At 59.5% G+C, this 22,687-nt stretch carries 23 protein-coding genes; 16 read left to right on the top strand and 7 right to left on the bottom strand.

Going from position 1 to position 22,687, the window contains the following annotated elements; translation table 11 throughout:
- Window positions 1–119: 119 nt before the first annotated feature.
- From pgeF to prmB, 11 genes are all read left to right on the top strand, one after another.
- Window positions 120–914: a peptidoglycan editing factor PgeF gene (gene pgeF / locus E2F50_RS02355; RefSeq protein WP_133314451.1), complete on the top strand. Its 795-nt coding sequence runs from the start codon at window positions 120–122 to the stop codon at window positions 912–914.
- Between the two features lies 1 nt (window position 915).
- Window positions 916–2,067: a M24 family metallopeptidase gene (locus tag E2F50_RS02360; RefSeq protein WP_133314452.1), complete on the top strand. Its 1,152-nt coding sequence runs from the start codon at window positions 916–918 to the stop codon at window positions 2,065–2,067.
- A gap of 78 nt (window positions 2,068–2,145) precedes the next feature.
- Window positions 2,146–2,913, top strand: a complete 768-nt coding sequence (locus E2F50_RS02365) for a hypothetical protein (RefSeq protein ID WP_133314453.1) — start codon at window positions 2,146–2,148, stop codon at window positions 2,911–2,913.
- Window positions 2,914–3,019: 106 nt separating this feature from the next.
- Complete coding sequence (locus E2F50_RS02370) at window positions 3,020–3,952, top strand: ribose-phosphate pyrophosphokinase (RefSeq protein WP_133314454.1); 933 nt, start codon at window positions 3,020–3,022, stop codon at window positions 3,950–3,952.
- Between the two features lie 123 nt (window positions 3,953–4,075).
- On the top strand, window positions 4,076–4,333 hold the full coding sequence (locus E2F50_RS23320) for a hypothetical protein (RefSeq protein WP_133314455.1): 258 nt from the start codon (window positions 4,076–4,078) through the stop codon (window positions 4,331–4,333).
- Between the two features lie 292 nt (window positions 4,334–4,625).
- Window positions 4,626–5,231 carry a 50S ribosomal protein L25/general stress protein Ctc gene (locus tag E2F50_RS02380; protein WP_133314456.1) on the top strand — a complete coding sequence of 202 codons (606 nt, stop codon included), beginning with the start codon at window positions 4,626–4,628 and terminating at the stop codon, window positions 5,229–5,231.
- A gap of 211 nt (window positions 5,232–5,442) precedes the next feature.
- Complete coding sequence (locus tag E2F50_RS02385; RefSeq protein ID WP_133314457.1) at window positions 5,443–7,821, top strand: putative bifunctional diguanylate cyclase/phosphodiesterase; 2,379 nt, start codon at window positions 5,443–5,445, stop codon at window positions 7,819–7,821.
- Window positions 7,822–7,879: 58 nt separating this feature from the next.
- Complete coding sequence (locus tag E2F50_RS02390; RefSeq protein ID WP_133314458.1) at window positions 7,880–8,623, top strand: substrate-binding periplasmic protein; 744 nt, start codon at window positions 7,880–7,882, stop codon at window positions 8,621–8,623.
- Between the two features lie 83 nt (window positions 8,624–8,706).
- The gene (pth, locus tag E2F50_RS02395) at window positions 8,707–9,432 is read left to right on the top strand and encodes an aminoacyl-tRNA hydrolase (protein ID WP_133314459.1); all 726 of its coding nucleotides are present in this window, start codon (window positions 8,707–8,709) and stop codon (window positions 9,430–9,432) included.
- Between the two features lie 77 nt (window positions 9,433–9,509).
- Window positions 9,510–10,436, top strand: a complete 927-nt coding sequence (locus tag E2F50_RS02400; RefSeq protein ID WP_133314460.1) for an oxygenase MpaB family protein — start codon at window positions 9,510–9,512, stop codon at window positions 10,434–10,436.
- A gap of 106 nt (window positions 10,437–10,542) precedes the next feature.
- Window positions 10,543–11,478, top strand: a complete 936-nt coding sequence (gene prmB, locus E2F50_RS02405) for a 50S ribosomal protein L3 N(5)-glutamine methyltransferase (RefSeq protein WP_202615397.1) — start codon at window positions 10,543–10,545, stop codon at window positions 11,476–11,478.
- A gap of 43 nt (window positions 11,479–11,521) precedes the next feature.
- Here the strand turns inward: prmB and clpS are convergent, their stop codons facing one another.
- Complete coding sequence (gene clpS, locus E2F50_RS02410; protein ID WP_133314461.1) at window positions 11,522–11,830, bottom strand: ATP-dependent Clp protease adapter ClpS; 309 nt, start codon at window positions 11,828–11,830, stop codon at window positions 11,522–11,524.
- A gap of 157 nt (window positions 11,831–11,987) precedes the next feature.
- Entirely contained in the window at window positions 11,988–12,218 is a 231-nt protein-coding gene (locus tag E2F50_RS02415; protein ID WP_245515270.1) for an AbrB/MazE/SpoVT family DNA-binding domain-containing protein, read from the bottom strand.
- Window positions 12,219–12,364: 146 nt separating this feature from the next.
- On the opposite strand from E2F50_RS02415, the gene ychF reads away from it, so the two are divergent.
- The 4 genes from ychF (at window position 12,365) to E2F50_RS02435 (ending at window position 15,992) form a co-directional block, all read left to right on the top strand.
- Window positions 12,365–13,468 (top strand): redox-regulated ATPase YchF, encoded by a 1,104-nt coding sequence (gene ychF / locus E2F50_RS02420; protein ID WP_133314462.1) that lies wholly within the window; start codon window positions 12,365–12,367, stop codon window positions 13,466–13,468.
- A gap of 93 nt (window positions 13,469–13,561) precedes the next feature.
- Window positions 13,562–15,004 (top strand): hypothetical protein, encoded by a 1,443-nt coding sequence (locus E2F50_RS02425; RefSeq protein WP_133314463.1) that lies wholly within the window; start codon window positions 13,562–13,564, stop codon window positions 15,002–15,004.
- Window positions 15,005–15,069: 65 nt separating this feature from the next.
- On the top strand, window positions 15,070–15,534 hold the full coding sequence (locus tag E2F50_RS02430; protein WP_133314464.1) for a MaoC family dehydratase: 465 nt from the start codon (window positions 15,070–15,072) through the stop codon (window positions 15,532–15,534).
- Window positions 15,525–15,992, top strand: a complete 468-nt coding sequence (locus E2F50_RS02435; protein ID WP_133314465.1) for a MaoC family dehydratase — start codon at window positions 15,525–15,527, stop codon at window positions 15,990–15,992. The genes E2F50_RS02430 and E2F50_RS02435 overlap by 10 nt, the downstream gene beginning before the upstream one ends.
- A gap of 17 nt (window positions 15,993–16,009) precedes the next feature.
- On the opposite strand, the gene E2F50_RS02440 is transcribed toward E2F50_RS02435, so the two are convergent.
- The 4 genes from E2F50_RS02440 to petA all read right to left on the bottom strand — a co-directional run bounded on the left by E2F50_RS02440 (window position 16,010) and on the right by petA (window position 19,461).
- Window positions 16,010–16,549 (bottom strand): adenine phosphoribosyltransferase, encoded by a 540-nt coding sequence (locus E2F50_RS02440; RefSeq protein WP_133314466.1) that lies wholly within the window; start codon window positions 16,547–16,549, stop codon window positions 16,010–16,012.
- Window positions 16,550–16,657: 108 nt separating this feature from the next.
- Window positions 16,658–17,551 (bottom strand): cytochrome c1, encoded by an 894-nt coding sequence (locus E2F50_RS02445; protein ID WP_133314467.1) that lies wholly within the window; start codon window positions 17,549–17,551, stop codon window positions 16,658–16,660.
- A 26-nt stretch (window positions 17,552–17,577) separates the two neighbouring features.
- Window positions 17,578–18,867 (bottom strand): cytochrome b, encoded by a 1,290-nt coding sequence (locus tag E2F50_RS02450; RefSeq protein WP_133314468.1) that lies wholly within the window; start codon window positions 18,865–18,867, stop codon window positions 17,578–17,580.
- 15 nt (window positions 18,868–18,882) lie between these two features.
- Window positions 18,883–19,461 carry a ubiquinol-cytochrome c reductase iron-sulfur subunit gene (gene petA / locus E2F50_RS02455; protein ID WP_133314469.1) on the bottom strand — a complete coding sequence of 193 codons (579 nt, stop codon included), beginning with the start codon at window positions 19,459–19,461 and terminating at the stop codon, window positions 18,883–18,885.
- Window positions 19,462–19,841: 380 nt separating this feature from the next.
- Here petA and E2F50_RS02460 point away from each other — a divergent pair, with 380 nt between their 5' ends.
- Window positions 19,842–20,795 carry an endonuclease/exonuclease/phosphatase family protein gene (locus tag E2F50_RS02460; protein ID WP_133314470.1) on the top strand — a complete coding sequence of 318 codons (954 nt, stop codon included), beginning with the start codon at window positions 19,842–19,844 and terminating at the stop codon, window positions 20,793–20,795.
- Window position 20,796: 1 nt separating this feature from the next.
- Here E2F50_RS02460 and E2F50_RS02465 read toward each other — a convergent pair whose 3' ends face one another.
- Window positions 20,797–22,662 (bottom strand): ABC transporter ATP-binding protein, encoded by a 1,866-nt coding sequence (locus tag E2F50_RS02465; protein ID WP_133314471.1) that lies wholly within the window; start codon window positions 22,660–22,662, stop codon window positions 20,797–20,799.
- Window positions 22,663–22,687 lie beyond the last annotated feature (25 nt).

A 22,687-nucleotide genomic window follows, 5' to 3' on the forward strand; every position in this document is an offset into this window, starting at 1 on the left:
GACACGTACGGATTGACAATTGCCCGTGCCTTGCGCCAATCTCCCGCCGGTCGAAGCAGCAGGATCTCCCCGACAAGCCTGCATAAAACCTCATGCAATCAACAGGATACAGGACGCCGATGCAGGACAGGCCCTTGCCGACGCCGATCGAAAGCCCGCTGTTGCGGGAGGCTGTTGGTGATCGCATCCGGCATGGTTTCTTTACCCGCAACGGCGGCGTGTCCGAAGGCATCTATGCCGGCCTCAACGTCGGGATTGGGTCGAACGACGATCTCGACCGGGTGATGGAAAATCGCGCTCGCGTCGCTGCCTGGTTCGGTGCGAGGCCGGAAAAGCTTGCGACCGTCCATCAGGTTCACTCCCCCGAAGTTTTCGTGGTCGACGAGACTTATGCGGGCGAGCGGCCGCAGGTGGACGCCATGGTGACGACCGTTCCGGGCCTGGTGCTCGGCGTGCTTTCGGCCGATTGCGGACCGATCCTGTTTGCCGACGGCGAAAACGGTGTGATCGGCGCTGCCCATGCGGGATGGAAGGGCGCCCTCACCGGCGTCCTCGAAAATACCATCGAAGCCATGCTGTCGCTGGGTGCTGCGCGTGACAGGATCACGGCTGTTCTCGGCCCCTCCATCGGTCCTGCCAGCTATGAGGTCGGTCCTGAATTCGTTGAACGGTTCCTAGGATTCGACGCCTCTTACCAGGCATTCTTCAGCCCCTCCAACAAGCCGGGGCATGCCATGTTCGACCTGCCTTCGCTGACGGTCAAGCGGCTGCGTGATGCGGGCGTAACAGCCGACAGTCTCGACCTTGACACCTATCCGGATGCCGACCGGTTCTTTTCCTATCGGCGCACCACCCATGCACAAGAGCCGGATTACGGCCGCCAGATTTCTGCAATTTCCATACGGGAGGACTGACATGGCCCTGCATTTCGAACGAGGCGAATATGCCGATCGGCTGTCAAAGCTCACGGCGAGAATGCAGGCCGAAAAGCTGGATGCCCTCCTCCTTTTCGCCCAGGAAAGCATGTACTGGCTGACGGGCTACGACACTTTCGGTTACTGCTTCTTTCAGACCCTGATCGTCAAGGCCGACGGTTCAATGACGCTTCTGACGCGCTCGGCCGACCTGCGTCAGGCACGCCAGACCTCGGTCATTGAAAACATTGTCGTCTGGGTGGATCGGGTCAATGCCGACCCGACCCTCGACCTGAAGAACCTGCTCAGCGACATGGATCTGTTGGGGGCGAAGATCGGCATCGAATACGACACGCACGGCATCACCGGCCGTGTTGCCCGGCTCCTTGACAGCCAGCTCTCGACCTTCGGCCAGATCAGCGATGCTTCTTATCTCGTCAGCAGGCTGCGCCTCGTCAAAAGTCCCGCTGAGCTTGCTTATGCACGGCGGGCGGCGGAACTGGCCGACGATGCGCTTGATGCAGCTCTGCCGCTGATCAGGGCCGGCGGCGACGAAGCGGAAATCCTTTCCGCCATGCAAGGTGCGGTCTTTCTCGGAGGTGGCGATTATCCCGCCAACGAATTCATCATCGGCTCCGCAGAGGATGCGCTTCTGTGCCGCTACAAGTCCGGCCGGCGCAAACTGGATGAGACCGACCAACTGACCCTCGAATGGGCGGGAGCGAGCGCTCATTATCATGCCGCCATGATGCGCACGATTGTCGTCGGCGAGGCTTCAATGCGCCACCGTGAGCTTCACAAGGCTTGTCTGGAAACCATCAAGGCGATCGAAGAGGTGCTGGTGCCGGGACATACCTTCGGCGACGTCTTCGATACTCACGCCCGCATTCTGGACGAGCGCGGCCTGTCACGCCACCGCCTCAATGCCTGCGGCTATTCGCTCGGCGCCCGCTTCTCGCCGTCCTGGATGGAGCATCAGATGTTCCACTTCGGCAATCCGCAGGATATCTTGCCCGACATGACGCTCTTCGTGCACATGATCATCATGGATTCCGAAAGCGGTACGGCCATGACGCTGGGGCAGACCTATCAGACGACGGAAGCCGCTCCCCTATCCTTGTCCCGCCATACGCTGGATCTCATCATCCGGTGACCACGTCGTGATCATGCATTGACAGGCTAGGAGGCCCGACCCTAAGCTTTTCATCATGATATCTCGGCAGGAGGCAGCATGCGGCTATTGAGAAGCTTTATCTCCGCCTGCCTTCTCGTTGTCGCAGCGGCTTCATGCAATACGAGCGAGGCTTTGACCCCGCGCGCCGATGTGGGTTCGGGGACGACAAGATCGTCGACACCGGTAACTCAGGCCGAGGCGGACCGTATGGCGCGCTCTACGACGTCTGATGCCGGCAGCGGCAGTCGCTCCGACAGGACCATCTACCGGGCCGGGCCGCAAAACTCACTTGAGGCTCAGGCTCGGGCCCTGCAGTCCGGCAACGATGTTTCGCCTGCCTCCTCCGGCCTCCCACCGCAATGGGAAGGCCAGAAGCAGCAAGCGCGCCAGCCGCAGACAGCCGTAACCGCAGAACCGGCGCCGCAGCAGAGCGGATTGCCGGCGCCATCCGGCCAATCCCCCAGCACCATCCGGTTCCTGCCGATCATTGGCGCCCCGGTTCAGGCGGTGACGCCGCTGTCGCGGCGGCTCGGCGCCCAGGCGCGAGCCAGCGGCTTGACCATTCGGCCTTCGAGCGATCAAGCCACCGAACACATCCTCAAGGGCTATTTCTCCGCCTTTGCGGACGATGGCAAGGTGACGGTGGTTTATGTCTGGGACGTGCTCGACAGCACCGGCGCCCGCCTCCACCGCATGCAGGGCCAGGAAAGCGTTCCTGGCCGAGGACAGGATCCCTGGGCTGCCGTTCCCGCCTCCGCCATGGAAGACATTGCCACCCAGACGATCGACGGCTATCTCACCTGGCGCCGTTCCAGAGCGGGCTAGGGTCACCGTTTCTCCATAAAAATGGTAGGTCTTACACATAGCCTATTGCATTCGGGGGTGGCAACGGTAAAAGGCGCCCATCCAGCTTCACAACAGGCGGACCGCAATGAAGGTTTTCGCAGGCAACTCGAACCGGCATCTCGCCGACGCGATCTGCACATATCTTAATGTTCCAGTCGGAAAAGCCAGCGTAAGGCGATTTGCAGACCAGGAAATCTTCGTTGAAATCCAGGAAAATGTGCGTGGGGAAGACGTTTTCGTCATCCAGTCCACATCCTTCCCCACCAATGACCACCTGATGGAATTGCTGATCATGATCGACGCTTTCCGGCGATCGTCGGCAAAGCGCATCACGGCTGTGCTTCCCTATTTTGGTTATGCGCGTCAGGATCGCAAGGCTGGCCCGCGCACGCCAATCTCGGCCAAGCTGGTCGCCAACCTGATTACCGAAGCCGGCGCCGACCGCGTTCTGACGCTCGACCTCCATGCCGGGCAGATCCAAGGCTTCTTCGATATCCCGACCGACAATCTTTATGCGGTTCCGGTGCTCGCCCGTGACGTCAAGGAACATTACGACCTCGCGAACGTCATGGTCGTTTCGCCGGATGTCGGCGGCGTGGTGCGCGCCCGCTCACTCGCCAAGCGGCTGGACTGTCAGTTGGCGATTGTCGACAAGCGCCGAGAGCGCGCCGGCGAATCCGAAGTCATGAACGTGATCGGTGACGTAGACGGCAAGGATTGCCTGCTGATCGACGACATCGTCGATTCCGGCGGCACGCTTTGCAATGCGGCCGAGGCTCTGTTGAAGAACGGCGCCACCAGCGTCACCGCCTATATTACCCATGGCGTTTTGTCGGGAGGCGCGGTCACCCGTATCGCGGCGTCCAAGCTTAAGGAACTGGTGATCACCGACAGTATCCAGCCGACGACATCGGTACAGTCTGCCCACAATATCCGCGTCATCACTACGGCCAACCTGCTCGGCGAGGCGATCAACCGCACGGCGATGGAATCGTCGGTTTCGAGTCTGTTCGATTAACAGAGTCCGATCGCGTCACCGCGGCGGCTCGCCGAGCCAAAGCAAACCTGATGGCTACGCGATACACCCGCTTTCCTTGCCCGAGTGCTTCCGCTAGAAGCGCCGCGACGAAGGAGTTCATTCATGGCAGCCCGCGACCGTTATTCTCGAAAGCTCGAATGCTCTCAGTGCGGGCATAGCGGTTATGCCGAGGTTTCTGAATCCGACGACAAGCGGCCAGCGCGGCGCGACTTCAGGATCGATGAGCTTCCAAGAGGCTTCTCTACAGAATTTTCCTCGACCGATCCCAAGAAATACGTAATCCGCTGCGGCGAATGTGGCCATAAATTCCGTTTCGAGCAAAAAACTGCCTATGCTCCAGGCGGAGAGCCCCGCGGCTGACGCCGTCAAACGACTCCCCGTAAGCGGCTGGTCTTCCATCGGCATGGGTCGACCGAGCAGGTACCCCTGGACTTCATGAATGCTTCCCAACGCAGCATTTCCAGTTGCCGCGCCGTCTCACTGCACTACACTGCCCCAGCGCTTGCGCCGATCTTCGGCTTGTATTATAGGACCGCATCCGCGTAGACACCCTTGGAGGCAACGCGGTTGGAGCGCATCGGATGATGCCCTCCGGTTTGACGCGCTAGATTTATCGCGAAGAACTCTCCAAACAACCTCGAAAGGATATGCCATGAGCCACGATACTTACGAGCTCAAGGCCGAGGCGCGCGAACGGGTAGGTAAGGGGTCCTCCCGTGAACTTCGCCGCAACGGTTTCATTCCTGCCGTCATCTATGGTGACAAGCAGGACCCCATCGCTATCGCACTGAATACCAATGAAGTGACGAAGCGCATTCATGCCGGTGGTTTCATGACCACGGTTGCCACCATCGACGTCAACGGCGAGAAGATCAGCGTCCTGCCCAAGGACTACCAGCTCGATCCCGTCCGCGACTTCACCATGCATGTCGATTTCCTGCGCGTTTCCGGTAATACGGAAGTGTCGGTGGAAGTGCCGGTCCACTTTGTCAACGAAGACAAGTCCCCCGGGATCAAGGTCGGCGGCGTTCTCAACATCGTTCGTCACGAAGTTGAACTGCTCTGCCCAGCTAGCGACATTCCGGAATTCCTGACGGTCGACCTAACTGGCGCGAAGATCGGCGACAGCCTGCACATCTCCGCAGTCACGCTGCCGAAGGGCGTTCGTCCGGTCATCACCGACCGCGACTTCACCATTGCGACAATTGTGGCTCCGGCTGCCGGCGTTGCGGACGAAGAGACCGCAGCTACCGAGTAACTTCGGCGCTTTCCCTGTATTAAACAACCCGCCTCCAGCAATGGAGGCGGGTTTTTATTTTCTCATCATGATTTTCCACTAATTTCCCTATTATTACTGAGTTCCTGACGCTCCTGTTTCAGCAAAGCTTAATGGTTTGAACGGAAACATGCCGTTGCTTCAGCATAAGCATCAATCGCGGCCTGCCGGTTGAGGGGTATGGGGAAAACGGATGACCCATTCGGTCGAGAGTCGCTTCATCGCCTTGATTTCCGGCGCGCTCCTGATCGTGGTCGCTCCACTCTTCACACTTTTTCTGGCTCTCTCTTCGCAGCAGTCGTCAGAAAATCTGAACAAGCATGTGGATGTCGTGCTTGCCACTCATTCTCAGGCTCTCGGCAAGCCACTGTGGGATCTGGATCCTGACAGCATGCGGCAAGTTGCGGAGACGCTGGTCGCCGATCCCGCCATCCAGGCCGTTCAAATCACCGACACTACCGGCAAGCTCAGCCTGAGCAGCGGAACCCTTGGCACATCGCTGTCGCCGGAACTTACACCGATATCGAAAGAGATTACCTACAGGTCTCTGCATGGGGATCGGCTGGTGGGAACGATCACCCTCTACGTGCCGACGCTCGGTTGGTTCTCGGCACTTCATGAAATGGAATTCGCCTTCATTTCAATTTTCATCATCGCCATTTTCACCGTGTTCGGCGCCGCCATCCTTGGCAATCGCCTGCTGATCATCAAGCCGCTGATGCGCCTGACGGCGGCCATAGAAGCGACGCGAAGGCTGGGGTCACGCCACCATGTAGACTGGCGGTCCACCGACGAAATCGGGCGGCTGGCCAAGAGCTTCAACGAAATGCAGACCCTGCTGGAACGCGAGGAGCGCGAGATCCGGCGGGCCCACCAGCAGACCACGGAGATCTACAACCTTACCCCGGCCATGTTGTTCTCGTTGACCGCTGACGACCATATCGCTGCCGTCAGCGATTATTGGCTGCTAGCCACCGGCTATCGACGGGAAGACGTCATCGGCCACCCCTTCTCCGAACTTCTGGCGCCAAACGATCGAGACCTTTACCAAGCCCGCAAGCGACAGGTGAAGTCTGCTGGCCCGGCAATCGAGCTGACGGTCGCCTTTCGATGCGCGGATAGTCGGCTGATGGATGCGCTCGTAGTCGAGACCGAGCTTTGCGGCGCGAGCGCAAGCCTTGCCGGTTCTCTCAGCGTTATGACGGATGTCACCGAGCTCAAACAGTCAGAAATCCGCAACCGCCAGCAGGCGATCTCCGACCATTTGACCGGCTTGTTGAATCGTCAAGGATTTGAAGCCGTTCTTGACCGAAAGATCATCGACGCGGACTTGGCGAAGAGCGAACTTGCCTGCCTCTTCGTGGATCTCGACCGCTTCAAATCGATCAACGACAACCTCGGGCACTCGGCCGGCGACGCCGTGCTGCGCCAGTTCGTCGAACGGCTACAGCCCCTTCTGGGCAGCGACGACACGGCATCGCGACTGGGTGGCGACGAATTCGCGATCCTCATAGCCGGCCATGCCGCCGAGCAGCGAGGGATCGAGCTCTGCCAGAAGATCGTCGACGTCTTCGAGACACCCTTCCCAGTTCACGGCACGAGCGCTCGCCTTAGTGCCAGCATTGGGCTTGCCGTTTATCCAAGCCATGCATCCAGCGCCGCCGAACTTTTGCAAAAATCGGATCTCGCAATGTATGCCCGCAAGCGCGACGGCAAAAACGGCGCTCAGGTTTACGACGCCGCCATCCTGGATAAGACCCGGGAGCGAGCTGAAATCGAGAGCGACATTTCCGCCGGTATCGCCGGCAAATGGTTCGAGGCACATTTCCAGCCCATCGTGGATCTGACGACCGGCATCCCCATTGGCTTCGAGGCCCTGATGCGCATGCGCCATCCCAGCAAGGGGCTGCTTTCACCTTCCCGTATCATCGAGGCAGCGGAGGAAACTGGTACGATCGCAGAGATTGGCAGGCTTATTCTTGAAGAGGCGGCGGCCAACCTCGCGCGTCTTTCAGGTCTTCCGGACATGGCCGATACCTATGTCGCCGTCAATTTTTCGCCGCTGCAGTTCGAGCCGGGCCTGCCGGCCCGCCTCGCCGGTGTGCTCGGCCGCCACGCCATCCGCCCATCGCGGCTGATCATCGAAATTACTGAAGCGGTTCTGATGCACGACAATCCGGAAATCCGCGCTGTCCTCAACGAGATCCAGAACCTCGGTTGCCGCATCGCGCTTGACGATTTCGGAACAGGCTATTCTTCGCTCAGCTATATCAGCCGTTTCGCTGTCGACATCGTCAAGATCGACCAGTCCTTCATCCACTCGCTGACTGATGCAAGCACCGACGTCGGAGGCAAAAGCAAGATGCTGGTAGAGGGCATCAGAGCCATTTCTCACCAGATGAACTGCGAGGTGGTCGCCGAAGGAGTGGAAACCGAGCAGCAACGTTCCCTGCTGCTCGAAATGGGTATAGATTATGCCCAGGGCTACTATTTTTCCCGCCCCCGCGAGATAAAGGAGCTCATGTCTGAATTGTCGGCGGGGGCGAGCGGCGTGGCGTCCCTGGCAGGGTGAGGCGTCTTTGGTGGATGCCGGTGCCGAAGCCCCGCTATCGTCGGTAAGGAGGCGGAAGATGAGGTGGATTTCCCTACTGCCTGTTGCATTTCTCGCTCTTGCCTCGCCTGCCCTTTCCGAGCCGACCCATGCCGACGCGCCGATCGCCTTAACCACCGAATCCTATCCGCCTTTCAGCTACCGAGAAGCGGACGGCACCTATCGCGGCGTGGGGATAGATCAGGTGACGATCATCATGCGGGAAGCCGACCTCCCCTATACGATTGAGATCATGCCCTGGGCGCGTGCCATCACGCTGGCAGAAACCCAGCCACGGCACTGCGTCTTCGCTGCGGCCCGCACCCCCGATCGGGAGCCGCGGTTCAAATGGGTCGTGCCGCTTTTCATTGACGTGAACATACTGGTGCGCCATGCGGCTTCCGCGGCCAAGGCCGCGACCATGGACGAGGCCCGGCAGTTCACGATCGGCACGCATCGGGAGGACTATACGGAAGACCTGCTGAAGCGTCTGGACTTCCCCAAGATCGACCTCAGCCCCGACCTTGACGCGACGCTCCGCAAGCTGCTCGGTCAAAGGATCGACATGATGCCCATGTCCGAGGGTGTCTATGCCAAGCTGAAGGCCGAGGGTATGCCGATCGAGCGCGTCATGGCCTTTTCTCAACAGCAGCTTGGCATGGCCTGCAACAAGGACGTCCCGGATGCGGAGATCGCCAGGATGCAGACGGCGCTCGATGCCTTGATCAGGCAAGGCGACCAGAAGGTCATCCTGAGCCGCTACGGCATAGCCACGCCGCAATAAGCCGGCGCAGGCACCTATTGAAACCGATTGACTTCGGCCGCATTTCAGGCTGGTGAAGGCGATCGCTTCAGAATGGATCTTTCATGCTCATCATCGTGGGTCTCGGCAATCCCGGCGCCACTTATTCCGGGAACCGCCATAACATCGGCTTCATGGCAGTCGACGCCATCCAGCGCCGGCCGGGCTTTGCGCCGTGGTCGAAGAAGTTCAAGGCGCTGATTTCCGAAGGCGAGCTGGCAGGCGAAAAAGTGCTGCTGATGAAGCCGCAGACATTCATGAACTTGTCCGGCGAGGCGGTCGGCGAAGCGATGCGGTTCTACAAGCTCGCACCTGAAAACATCATCGCCATCTATGACGAGCTCGACCTGTTGCCTGGCAAGGCGCGGATCAAGACCGGCGGCGGCCACGGCGGCCACAATGGTGTGAAGTCGCTGGATGCGCATTGCGGTAAGGAATACCGGCGCCTGAGGCTCGGCATCGGCCATCCCGGCGCCAAAGAACTGGTCCACAATCACGTGCTCGGTGATTTCGCCAAAGCCGATCAAGCATGGCTCTCGCCGTTGATCGATGCGCTGGCCGATCATTCGGACATGTTGGTGAAGAGCGAGGATTCGCAGCTGATGAACAAGCTCGCTCTTGCGGTCGGCAGCGAGCCGGACGAAGCCAAGCCCGCAAAAAAGCCGCCGGGGCAAAAGCCGACCGGCCAATCGCATATCCGCCAGGCTCGCGGAGGCGCCAAACCCAACTTACCGAATTCTGGCCCGATGGCGGATATGCTCAAGAAGATGTTCGGCAGCAAGGGAGATTAGTTCCCCGCGGCAAAGCATTCGGGAGCCGATCCGGAACAAATATCGTCTCCAGGGCTTGGTTCGCGAAGGAGCGCCCCATGATTGGACACGCTGATGTTCTGCCTATTCCTCGATTGCTCGCCGGAAGACTGGATGCCGCGGCCTCCGCATTCCTTGCCGAGGCCGGCCCCAGAATTGATTTCTCGCAGCCGCCGGGCGAAGCCGCATTGGTACCAGCTGATTCCGTGTCCTGGCGCATCTTCAAGAACCAGGTGGCGCTCTTTATCGGCGGAGTGACCGCGGTGCTCCTTGAAATGGCCGAGCCGAAGGTCCGGGACGGTGTCTGGCAGCACAGCAGTTTCAGGACCGATGCCCTGAAGCGCATGCAGCGCACGGGGCTTGCGGCCCTGATGACAGTCTACGGCGCAAGAAGCCAGGCGGAGAAGATGATCGCAGGCGTGGTCAGCCGACATGGAAGGGTTACCGGGCGCACGACTGATGGTGAGGCCTATGAGGCCAATGACACGGAATTGCTGGATTGGGTCCAGGCGACTGCCAGCTATGGCTTCATGCGAGCCTATCACATCTACGCTGCGCCTTTGACGCAAACCGAGCGGGATGCCTTTCTCGCCGAAGCAAAACCTGCAGCCGAACTTTATGGCGCCGCAGGCGCGCCGACGTCCGAACGGCAACTCGACGCCTTGATGGAGCAAAAGAAGGAACGTCTTGTACCCTCGCCGGTGGTCTTCGAGTTTCTCGACATCATGAGCCGCGTGCCTGCTCTACCAGCCTTGGCCCGTCCGCTGCAAATCCTGTTCCTGAAGGCAGCGGTGGAACTGCTGCCGCCGTGGCTTCGCGCAAGGCTCGGCCTCGGCAGACAATGGTCATTGTCATTCCTCGAGCGGCAAACCGTCAAGGTTGCGGCTGCGACGGCGGACCGCCTTCTATTGCGCTCGCTGCCGCCGGTTCAGTCCTGCCGCCGGCTTGGTCTCCCCGACGACTACCTTTACCGCCGGGCACACTAACCGGTGCCGACAGCCCGCAAACGAGGATACCCTGCGCGCTCTTGAGATTGACGCTTCCCGCGACTAAGGAATATCCCATGACCATTTGGACAATGAGGACCTTATCGTGAGCCAGGATGACGACATCACCAGGGAACTCACTACCATCCGCGATTATTGGCGCTATGCGATCTCGCGCTTCAATGCCGCCAAGCTGAGCTTCGGACATGGAACGACCACGGCGACCGACGACGCCGCCTTTCTCATTCTCGATTCGCTCGACCTGCCGATCGACATCCTTGATCCGTTTCTGGACGCGCGGCTGACGCCGACCGAGCGTCAACTGCTGGCAGAGCGCATCCATGCGCGGGTTACAACACGCAAGCCCTCTGCCTATCTCACCGGACGTTCCTACATTCAGGGTATTCCCTTCCGCGTCGACGAACGGGTCATCGTGCCCCGCTCGCATATCGGCGAAATCCTTTTCTCGGAATATCTGTCCGAAGAGGATTCCTCCTATCTGCCTGACCCCTTGTCGGTTGAAAGCGTGATCGACATCTGCACCGGGTCGGGCTGCCTCGCGATCCTTGCCGCAAAATTCTTTCCCGTTGCTGAGATCGATGCTGTCGATCTTTCTGCCGATGCGCTGGAAGTGGCAAAGCTGAACGTCGCCGATCACGAACTGGAGGACCGCCTCACACTCCACAAGGGCGACCTCTTCACGCCGATCGGGAACCGCAAATACGACCTCATCATCACCAATCCACCCTATGTAGACCATGAGGAAATCGCGCTTTTTCCTGACGAATATCGGGCCGAGCCGGCCATGGCCTTCGACGGAGGACTGGATGGCCTCGATATCGTCCGCACGCTGCTGGCCGAAGCGCCAAAACATCTGAATCCAGGCGGCGGCATGATCTGCGAGATCGGCAACGGCCGCGAGATTCTGGAGGAAGAGTTTCCCGATTTGGACTTTCTATGGATTGAAACCACAGAATCCCAAGATTCGGTTTTCTGGATCACGGCAGAGGCTTTGGGAGTGACTGCGGCGAGCAAGAGGTGAACAGCAGGCAGCTTGAGGTTCAAGCGGCCTGTTCAGGGCCGACTCATTCCTCGGGCTCGGTGGTGAACATCAGCGGGAAATCCGCTTCCTTGGCCAGGTCGATCGCTTCCTGGGCCTTGGTCTCGGCGATATCCTTAGCGCAGACGACCACGACGGCAGAACCCATCTGATGAGCAGTCATCATCACGCGATTGCCTGTCTCCTCGCTCATCCGGAATACCGCCTTCAGGACCATGGTGACGAATTCGCGCGGCGTATAATCGTCGTTGACGAGGATCACCTTGTAGAGCTTGGGGCGCTCCAGCTTCGGCTTGTTGACGGTGGTGGGTTTAAGGGTCGCGTTTCCGGCCATCGGCCTCTCCTGATGTCGTTCGCCAGAATAAGCGCATGCGGGCTATGTCGCACCGCACCCAGAGTTTTTCAAGCGACCACCTGAAGAACTTCGGCCGGGCTTAGGCCTGGAGGAGCAACGACTTGAACCCCGCAAGATCGAGAATGGCTGCGGTAGCTTACAGCAATTGCTTGGTTGATCTCTTCGATTGAATAAGCCCTGTCGGCTTTGTGGGCAAACATGCCGAACATGCTCTCGATCTTCGCCTGCCCCCGACAGCGCGAATTGCCCCGCCGCCTTCGGGCAGCAGATCGACATCGACCTCGTCCCCTGGGCTGATCCCAAGATGATCCAAGACCTCCTTCTTCAAGGTGATCTGACCCTTAGCCGTCACTTTCAGTCTTACCATGACGTTCTCCTTACTCGGCAATGTCAGGCATTATTGCCTTACCAACAAGATACGAACCGGCGACTCCTGCCACCAAGCCTTGACCGCTCTGGCGGTTTCGCCCATAGCCACAGCAACGAAGTCTCAAAGATACAGGGTCCGGACCCATGGGTTTCAAATGCGGTATCGTGGGCCTGCCGAATGTCGGCAAGTCCACCCTTTTCAATGCTCTGACCAAGACGGCTGCGGCTCAGGCGGCCAACTATCCGTTCTGCACGATCGAGCCGAACACGGGCGAAGTGGCCGTTCCAGATCCACGCATGCAGAAGCTGGCCGCCATTGCCGGCTCCAAGGAAATCATCCCGACCCGCATCTCCTTCGTCGATATCGCCGGCCTGGTGCGTGGCGCATCGAAGGGCGAAGGTCTCGGCAACAAATTCCTCGCCAATATCCGCGAAGTCGATGCGGTCGTGCACGTGCTGCGATGCTTCGAGGACGACGACATTACCCATGTCGAAGGCCGCATCAATCCGGTCGGTGATGCCGATACGATCGAGACCGAGCTGATGCTCGCCGACCTCGAAAGCCTGGAGCGCCGCGTTGAACAGACGCGCAAGCGCGCCGCCAGTAAGGACAAGGATTCGCTCGCCCAGCTGCCTATCATGGAACAGGTGGTCAAGCTGCTGAATGAGGGCAAGCCGGCCCGCCTGCTCCTGAAGACGCTGGCGCCGGAAGAGATCGAGATCCTCAAGGGCCTCAACCTTTTGACATCGCATCCGGTGCTTTACGTCTGCAATGTTGCCGAAGCCGATGCCGTCGACGGCAACGAGCACACTAGGGCCGTCGGCGAAATGGCAAAGACACAGGGCGCCGAATGCGTGATCATTTCGGCGGCGATCGAGTCTGAAGTCGCCCAGCTGCCGGAAGAGGAAGCGGCGGAATTCCTGTCTGCACTCGGGCTTGAAGAGGCTGGCCTCGACCGGCTGATCCGAGCCGGCTATCACCTTCTTGACCTCATCACCTATTTCACCGTCGGCCCCAAGGAAACCCGCGCCTGGACCATCGTCCGCGGCACCAAAGCGCCCGCCGCTGCGGGCGTCATTCATACGGATTTCGAACGCGGCTTCATTCGCGCCTTCACCATCTCCTACGACGACTACATCGCCTACAAAGGCGAAGTTGGTGCCAAGGAAGCCGGCAAGGGTCGAGACGAAGGCAAGGAATATGTCGTCCAGGACGGCGATGTTATCCATTTCCGCTTCAACACCTGATCGCCGCCTGGCTGTCCCGCATCGACTGACATTTCGCCGTTGCGGGGCAGAAAGAGGTGGATAGTCTTGTCCGTTCCGTGAGGGATCTTCTCGATGCGTCTGTTGACCGCGCTGCTGTTTTCCACCGCCCTTGGCGCCCATCCTGCAGGCGCGGCGGAGATCACCTATCAGGGGGCAAAGCAGATCGAGGAGAAAATCATCTCCTATCTGCCCGATAGCATCGCGAAGCCCGGATTGCTCTCCGTCCGCCCAGGCACCAGCGCCTACGAGCTGGCTGTCGACTTTTCGATCCTGCTGAAGGACGTGGATCCGAAAACCTTCACGATTGACGGCCTCAAACCGTTCCTGTCGGCAATCCGTCCGCTCGATGATGGGACCTGGCACTTGTCCCAGTCCGACAGCCTCGAAGTGAAGGGACATGTGACGGCCGCGGACGAAACCTCAGACTTCGGCTACAAGATCGACGCGTTCCGCTTCGACGGCGTCTACGACCCGCAAATTCTGTATTTCCGCTCTGGCGAAATGACCGCCAACGGCATGACGATGACCTCGAAGTCCGGCGGACAATCGCTCGACGCCCGCTTCGGCTCCATGAAATCGACGATGGACAGCAGCCGCGAAGCGGAGGGCAAGGTGACTCTCCGTTCGAACGCGGTCATCAAGTCATTCGCTGAAACCGTGGTTGACCCTTCCGGAATGCAGGTCGAGTTTTCTGCCGATACATTCCTGGTCGACGTGGCGCTCACCGGCCTCGCCTTCAAGCCGCTACAGGACATCGTCCTGTTCGTCATGGACAAGGCCGAGGTCGAGCAACTAGTGGAAGAGGACAAGACGCGCCTGAAGGACATGATCCGCGCCAGCCTGCCCGTCTTCGACGGCCTGGCGGAAACCATCGACTTCGCCAATCTCGATGTCGACACTCCTGCCGGCCGGTTTGGTGCCGAGACGCTCCGATATACGATCAATTCGACAGGCCTCAGCGACGGTGCAAAGGCCGGTTTCGGGATCAGCGTCGATACTCCCTCTATCCCGCCTGATCTCGTCCCCGAAATGTTCAAGGTCGCCATTCCAGACAATTTCTCCCTCAACATCTCGGTCGACAAGCTCAACCTGGCGAGTGGCATCCGCTACTTCCTGGATCATGCCGATCTCGATGCAGACACGCCGCTGAACGACGAACAGTCGGCTGAAATCGGGCGTATCTTCCTACCCGGTGGCGCCGTGACGATCCGCTATGACGACGTTCAGGCACGGTCGTCCATCTACGATTTCAGCCTTTCGGGAACCACCACATTCTACCCGGACGACACTGCCCGCCAGAACACCGAAGTAACGGTCTATGCGCGTGATCTGGACAAGACCATCGCCTACCTGCAGCAGAATGCGCAGGCTGTGCCCGATTTCAACCAGGCAGCCTTCTTTGTGCTGATGGCCAAGGGATTTGCCAAGCAGGCGCCGGATGGCCGGCAGATGTGGACGGTCTCGGTGGACGAGACGAACAAGGTAAAGATCAACGGACAGGATCTGCCCTTTTAGGACAGCCTTCGGCGAATCGCGGGAGGAAGGCCGCCGGCTCGTGGTGGCATCTTGAAGGAGACGTCATGCTCTATTTCGAGGACTTTCAGCCGGGGCATTCGCTTCCCCTTGCTCCCAAGGCGGTAACGGCCGAAGAGGTCGTTGCATTTGCCGCAGAATTCGATCCCCAGCCCATGCATCTGGATGAAGAAGCAGGCAAGGCCAGTATTCTCGGCGGCCTGTCTGCGTCTGGCTGGCATACGGCAAGTATGTTTATGCGTATGATGTTCGACGGCTGGCTGTCCAATTCCTCCTCGGAAGGCTCTCCGGGGATAGAATTCATGGAATGGAAGAAGCCGGTTCTCGCTGGTGACACCCTGTCCGGCCGCTCAACCGTCATCGAATGCCGGCCGTTGCGCTCCCGACCGGGCATAGGTCTGGTTCGCTTCCTGCACGAAGTCGAGAACCAGCATGGTGAGGTGGTGATGCGCGGCGAAAATCCGATCATGATGCGCCTGCGCCAATCCGGGGAGGCAGCCATATGCGGCTGATCGAGCTTTCGCCTCCCGGCCGGAAGGTTGTCACCGGCACTCTTGTCTTCACCGCCGAAGACATTATCCGCTTCGCCAAGCAATTCGACCCGCAGCCATTCCACGTCGATGCCGAAGCCGCCAAAACCTATGTCTTCGGCGGGCTCTGCGCCTCCGGCTGGCACACCTGCGCCGGCTGGATGAAGATGTTCCTCGGTCATTGGAAGACCGAGGTCGAAAGGCTGGAGAAAGAAGGGTTGACCGCACCGAAGCTTGGTCCCTCAGCTGGCTTCAGAAAGCTTCAATGGCTGAAGCCCGTTTATGCCGGTGACAGCATCACCTATTCCGTCACCCTCACCGATAGCCGGCCGCTCGCCTCTCGGCCCGGCACCTGGATCAACATGACGATCAACGAGGGCATCAATCAGCACGGCGATCCGGTCATGCGCTACGAAGGGACTGTGCTGGAATTCGCTTAAATTGACGTAATAGCGGTTCAGTGCCCGGAGAATTCCACCAGCGTCCGCACCTGGACGCCGAGTGCTTCCAGCTTCTTGCGTCCGCCGATATCTGGCAGGTCGATCACGAAACAGGCCGATACGACTTCGGCGCCTTGCTGGCGCAAAAGCTTGACGGCACCCTCGGCGGTGCCCCCGGTGGCGATCAGGTCGTCGGTGAGGATGACTTTCTCGCCCGGCTTCACTGCGTCCACATGCATTTCCATCTCGTCTATGCCATATTCCAGGCTGTAGGCGATGCGAACCGTGTCATGCGGCAGCTTGCCCTTCTTGCGGATCGGCACGAAACCGGCTGACAGCTGATGAGCCAGAGCTCCGCCGAGAATGAAGCCACGAGCTTCGATGCCGGCAATCTTGTCAATGCCAAGGCCCTGGTACGGCGCCACAAGTTCATCCACCGCCTGCCTGAAAGCCACCGCATCTCCAAGCAGGGTGGTGATATCGCGAAACACGATGCCAGGTTTGGGATAGTCCATGATGGCGCGGATGGAAGCGGCTAGATCGATTTTGGAAGACATAAGAAAAACCAGTGGCCAGAATGAGTAGCGTGGAGCCTAGCAAGGCGGGACGATTAACCCAACAAAAAAGGCGGCCGGAGCCGCCCTTTCGGTGACCAGATCAAGAGGTCAATGTTGCTTGCGGGCGTAAACTGACTTCTTGGTCAGGTAGATGAGTCCGGTAAAGATCAGCAGGAAGACCATGACCATGAAGCCGGTCCGCTTGCGCTCTTCGAGATGCGGCTCGGCGGTCCACATCAGGAAGGCCGATACGTCCTTCGAATATTGGTCGACGGTCTGCGGGCTGCCGTCGTCATAGGTGACTTGGTCATTGCTGATCGGCATCGGCATGGCTAGCGAGGCCGCCGAAGCGAAATACGGGTTGTAGTGCCCGCCCGGAGGAACCTGGAAGCCGGCCGGCGGCGTCTCATAGCCCGTCAGCAGCGAATAGATATAATCAGGGCCGCCTTCCTGGTACTGTGTGAAAATATCGAAGACGAACTGCGGAAAGCCACGAGTTATGCCGCGCGCTTTGGCCAGCAGCGACATGTCCGGAGGCTCGGCGCCGTTATTGGCGGCGGCTGCCGCCTGTGCGTTTGGATAAGGCGACGGGAAGCTGTCCGATGGCACAGCCGTGCGTTCGAACATTTCGCCGTCGTCGTTCGGGCCATCTTGAACTTTGTAGTTGGCGGCGAAGGCCTTCACCTGTGCTTCGGAATAGCCGAGGCCCTCTAGTGTGCGGAAAGACACCAGCCGCATCGAATGGCAGGCGGAACAGACTTCCGTGTACACCTTCAGTCCGCGCTGCAGTTGGCCTTTGTCATAGTGACCGAAGGGCCCGCCAAAGCTCCAGTCGACATGCTTCGGATGCTTGAACGGATAGTGCGGCGTTTCCCCTTCCGCATGCTCTCCACCGGCTGCGCCGCCAGGAGCTGCGGCATGATTATCCTGCGCCACCGCCGTCGCCGCACCAAGCCCGGTCAGAAGGGCCAGCGACAGGAGGCTTGAGACAAGCTTGTTCATTTCTCTAATCCCTCTCGTGGCGCGCGTCAGACGCTGGCTTTGCCAGGCTTGAGCTTTTCCATGTCCGACTTGTTCTTCTTTTCGAGCACCGCTTCCGTAATGGAATTGGGGATTCGTCTTGGCGTTTCGAACAGGCCGAGCAACGGCATGATCACGATAAAGAAGCCGAAATAGTAGAGCGTGCCGAGCTGCGCCAAAGTCGTGGTAAGGTCGGTCGGCTGGCCTGAGCCGAGCCAGCCGAGCAGGATGCAGTCCGCCACGAAGAGCCAGTAAAACAGCTTGTACCAGGGACGGTAGACGGCGGAACGAACCTTTGACGTGTCCAACCAGGGCACGAAGAACAGGATGATGATCGAGCCGAACATCACCAGCACGCCACCGAGCTTGGAATCGATCGGGCCGATATTGAAGGTGATGGCGCGCAGCATGGCGTAGAAGGGGAGGTAATACCATTCCGGTACGATATGGGCCGGTGTCTTCAACGCATCAGCCGGAATGTAATTGTCCGGATGACCGAGATAGTTCGGCATGTAGAAGATGAACCACGCATAGACGAGCAGGAATACAGATACGCCCAGCGCGTCCTTCAGCGTTGCATAAGGCGTGAAGGCAACCGTGTCCGTCTGGGTCTTCACCTCGACACCGGTCGGGTTAGTTTGGCCGGTCACATGCAGCGCCCAGACATGCAGCACCACAACACCGGCTATCATGAAGGGTAGCAGGTAATGAAGCGAATAAAAGCGGTTCAGCGTCGGCTGATCGACGGCGAAGCCGCCGAGCAGGAACTGCTGGACCCACTCGCCAACCAGCGGAAATGCCGAGAAGAACCCGGTGATGACGGTCGCGCCCCAGAAGGACATCTGTCCCCAGGGAAGCACGTAGCCCATGAAGCCTGTCGCCATCATCAACAAGTAGATGACGACGCCGAGGATCCAGAGGATTTCGCGCGGCGCCTTGTAGGAGCCATAGTAAAGGCTGCGGGCCATATGCAGGTAGACGGCGATGAAGAAGAAGGAGGCGCCGTTGGCATGCATGTAGCGCAGCAGCCAGCCGTGGTTGACGTCACGCATGATCTTCTCGACAGAGTCGAAGGCGAGGCCGGTCGAAGCGGCATAATGCATGGCCAGCACGATGCCGGTGACGATCTGCACGATCAGCATCACCGACAGCATAGCACCGAACGTGTAGGCGTAGTTGAGGTTGCGGGGAACAGGATAGGAAATGAAGCTGTCATGGATCATCCGCGGCAGCGGAAGCCGCGAATCAATCCATTTTTCAAGGCCGGTCGACGGCTGATATGTGGAATGCCCACTCATAGATATGTATCCCCCTCACCCGATCTGGATCACTGTGTCAGACGTAAACTTGAAAGCCGGAATGGGCAGGTTCTCTGGCGCCGGGCCTTTACGGATACGGCCGGCCGTATCGTAGACCGAGCCATGGCAGGGACAGAACCAACCGTTATACTCGCCCGACTGGCCGAGCGGCACGCAGCCCAGATGGGTACAGGAGCCGATCATCACGATCCAGTTTTCCTTGCCCTGACCGCCGGAACGGTCGATGCCGCTCGCCTGGGCGTCGGCCGGCAGGTTGGCATTGCGTGCGGCAGGGTCTTTCAGCTCAGTCAATGCCACTGCATTAGCGGCTTGGACCTCTTCGGGCGTGCGGTTGCGGATGAAGACCGGCTTACCGCGCCACTTGACCGTCAGCGACATGCCCGGCTCGAGCGCGGCGACATTGACTTCGATCGAGGCCAGCGCCAGCGTGGAAGCGTCCGGGCGCATCTGGTCGATGAAGGGCCATGCCACGGCCGCGGCGCCCACCGCCCCCGCCATGCCCGTCGTCAGATAAAGAAAATCGCGGCGAGTGGGTTCGCCCAGGGGTTCGCTATTCGTCTCGTGCTCGCTCACGGTATGTCAATCCTCTCCGCGCAGTTCCCGAACCGCATTGCCGTCCTCCGCGAATCCCACCTAATCATAATTAGGCCATAGATTCCCCGGCAATTCGGCGCGTTCTAAGCTTGATCGCAAATTATGTCCAGCCTTGGCAAGAGGCAGCTAACACATTGACGCCTGAAACCTCAGGCTGTTTGCAGATACCGCGCCACTGCCCTTTCGACCCGCCTTCGCAGGCGGCACCGGCAGCCATTATCACCCGCAATGACAATACAACCGATAAGTGCCGATTTCGGCCTTTGGCAGCTTAGCACCCGGCGAGTCCGACGTTGCAAGTGGCGAAAGCGCATGTTAGTGCGCAGTCGAGCCAGGGCAGCCGTGTCGGACATTTTGGGATGAGAAAGACCTTATCGGTTGCCATCTGCGTCATCGTGTCGCTTGTGCTGGCCGCGCTCGCTACCCGCTACGTCCATCCTCATTGGATCCTGGCGACGCTGCACAGCCTTCAGCTTCACCTGGCGGTCGGCTGCGTCGCCGCCATACTGGTAGCCCTGGTTCTCCACCGGGATTTCCTTGTCTACGCGGTGCTCATGGCGTCCCTGCTGATCGCCGGCCACACGATCTACATGAGCCGAGACTTCGTGGTGACGATGACTCAAGCGGATGCTGGTGCGCCGAGCTTCCGGTTGCTGTCCTTCAACATCCTTTCCAACAATTTCGACAATCGCGACGCGATCACCAAAGCCATTCTCGCCTCGGGTGCGGACGTCGTCACCATCATGGAGGCGCTGCCGCTCCTCGATCGGTTGACGGAGCTGAGCAGCATCTATCCCTACCGCATCGGCTGCGGCATCATGATCGATGACTGCGACCAGCTGATGCTGTCCAAGACCCCCTTGGAAAATCCGGTTGTCCGAACGCTTAGCGACATCTTCGACAACCGCTTCATCCTGGCTCAGGTGAGGCTCGCCGGACAGACCATCAATGTCGGCGGCATCCACACCACCAAGCCTTATTTCGATAGTTTCCACACATTGGAACTGATGCGCGCAGCACTGACCCTTAACGACAGACAGGGGCCGCTCGTGCTTTCGGGCGATTTCAACGCCTCGAGCCTGGCGCCGAACATGCGCAGCTTCCTCAGATGGACAGACCTGCGCACCGCTCCTTACGAGCCGGCGACATGGCCGATCCGGGCGCGGCAATTCGGCGTGCCGATCGACCATGTCTATGTGCGCGCGCCGTTGAAGATCAAGTCGCTGACGCAGCTTCCCAAGCCACTGGGATCCAATCATTACGGCCTGCTCGCCGAGATCTCCATCACCGGAGCTTCTCCGGGCCGCCCTTGATCTATTGGGCTGCGGCGTCCAGGCCGACAAAGCCGCCGGACTGGCGGGTCCAGAGATCCGCATAAAGGCCGCCACGGGCGATGAGGTCGCTATGGGTTCCTTCCTCGATGATCCGGCCCTTGTCCATCACCACCAGGCGGTCGAGCGATGCGATGGTGGACAAGCGATGCGCGATCGCCAGCACCGTCTTGCCTTCCATCAGCCGTTCGAGGTTGGACTGGATGGCTGCCTCGACCTCCGAATCGAGTGCGGAAGTCGCCTCGTCGAGCACCAGGATCGGCGCGTCCTTGAGCATTACGCGAGCAATGGCGATACGCTGCCGCTGACCGCCGGAAAGCTTGACGCCGCGCTCTCCGACATGCGCGTCAAAGCCTTTGCGCCCGCGCTGGTCCTCCAGCGCCATGATGAAGCTGTCCGCCTCCGCCTTGCTCGCCGCCTCGAGCAGTTGCTCTTCATTCGCATCCGGTCTCCCGAACAGGATATTGTCGCGCACCGAGCGGTGCAGCAGCGACGTATCCTGGGTCACCATGCCGAGGTTGGCGCGCAGGCTCTCCTGGGTGACCTTCGATATGTCCTGCCCGTCGATGAGGATCCGCCCTCCTTCAACATCGTAGAAGCGCATCAAAAGGTTGACGAGCGTCGACTTGCCCGCGCCGGAGCGGCCGATAATGCCGATCTTCTCGCCGGGACGGATGGTCAGCGAAAAGTCGTCGATCACAGTTCTGGCTGCGCCATAGTTGAAGCGGACATGTTCAAAGCGGATTTCGGGGCGTTGAACGACGATGTCCTCGGCATCCGGCATGTCCACGAGCCCGATCGGCTGCGAGATCAGTTCCGCGGCGTTTTGTACCGTGCCGAAATTGCGCATGATGCCGTTGAACTGGGTCATCAGGCGTCCCAGCAGGAAATTGAGCCGCAAAACCAGAGCCAGCGTGAAGGCGACTGCGCCGGAGCTGATCTTGCCGGATAGCCAGAGATGGATGCAGAGCGCTCCCATGCTGGTGATCATCACGCCTGATAGAAGCGCCATGGACGCCCTCACCCCAGTGATGAAGCGGGTGAACATGGTCTGCGTGTCCTGATAGATATCAAAGCCCTGCCGCATATAGCGGTCGTTGGCTTCGTCGCGGCCGAACAGACGTAACGTCTGGATATTGCTGTAAGCGTCGACCATCCGTCCAGAAAGCATGGAAGCAGCTTCGGCCGTTTCGCGGGAATGGTAGCGGATGCGCGGCACGAAGTAGCGCGCCAGCATGGCAAACACGAAGACCCAGACGCAGACCAGCAGCGCAAGCCGCCAGTCGAGCCCGCCAACCAGTGTCAGCATCGAGACGGAATAAACCAGCACGAACCAGACGCTTTCCATCAGCGACGTCACAAGGTCGCCGGCCGCCTGCCCGCCGGACCACACCTTGGTGACGATGCGGCCGGAAAAATCGTTCTGGAAGAAGGACAGCGATTGGCGTGCCACATGCATATAGGACTGCCAGCGCACCAGGTTGTAGAAGCCGGGCGTAATGATCTGTTGGTCGGTCAGGGCCGTCAGCAGGGTGACGACGAAGCGCACCACGGCAATCAGCACCAGCATGCCGAAAAGCTCGGCGCCATGCTCGGAAAGCAGGCCCGGCCAGCCCTCGCCTGGCTTGACCGTCGCCAAAATATCGACGAGCCGCCCGACGAACCAGAATAATGCTGCTTCAATCGCCGCCGTCAGACCGCCGAGCACCAGCATGGCGACAAAGGGCGCCTTGGCCTGCCTGACATAGAACCAGATGAAGGCAAATACATTTTCGGGGGGCTTCAGGTCGTCCCGCCTGGCGAATGGTTTGATCCAGTTTTCGAAAAAGCGGAAGACCGATATAATCATGAAGCGGATATAGGCGGATTTCACA

Origin of the sequence: Rhizobium deserti, assembly GCF_004358025.1 — a bacterium.
GTDB lineage: Bacteria > Pseudomonadota > Alphaproteobacteria > Rhizobiales > Rhizobiaceae > Neorhizobium > Neorhizobium deserti.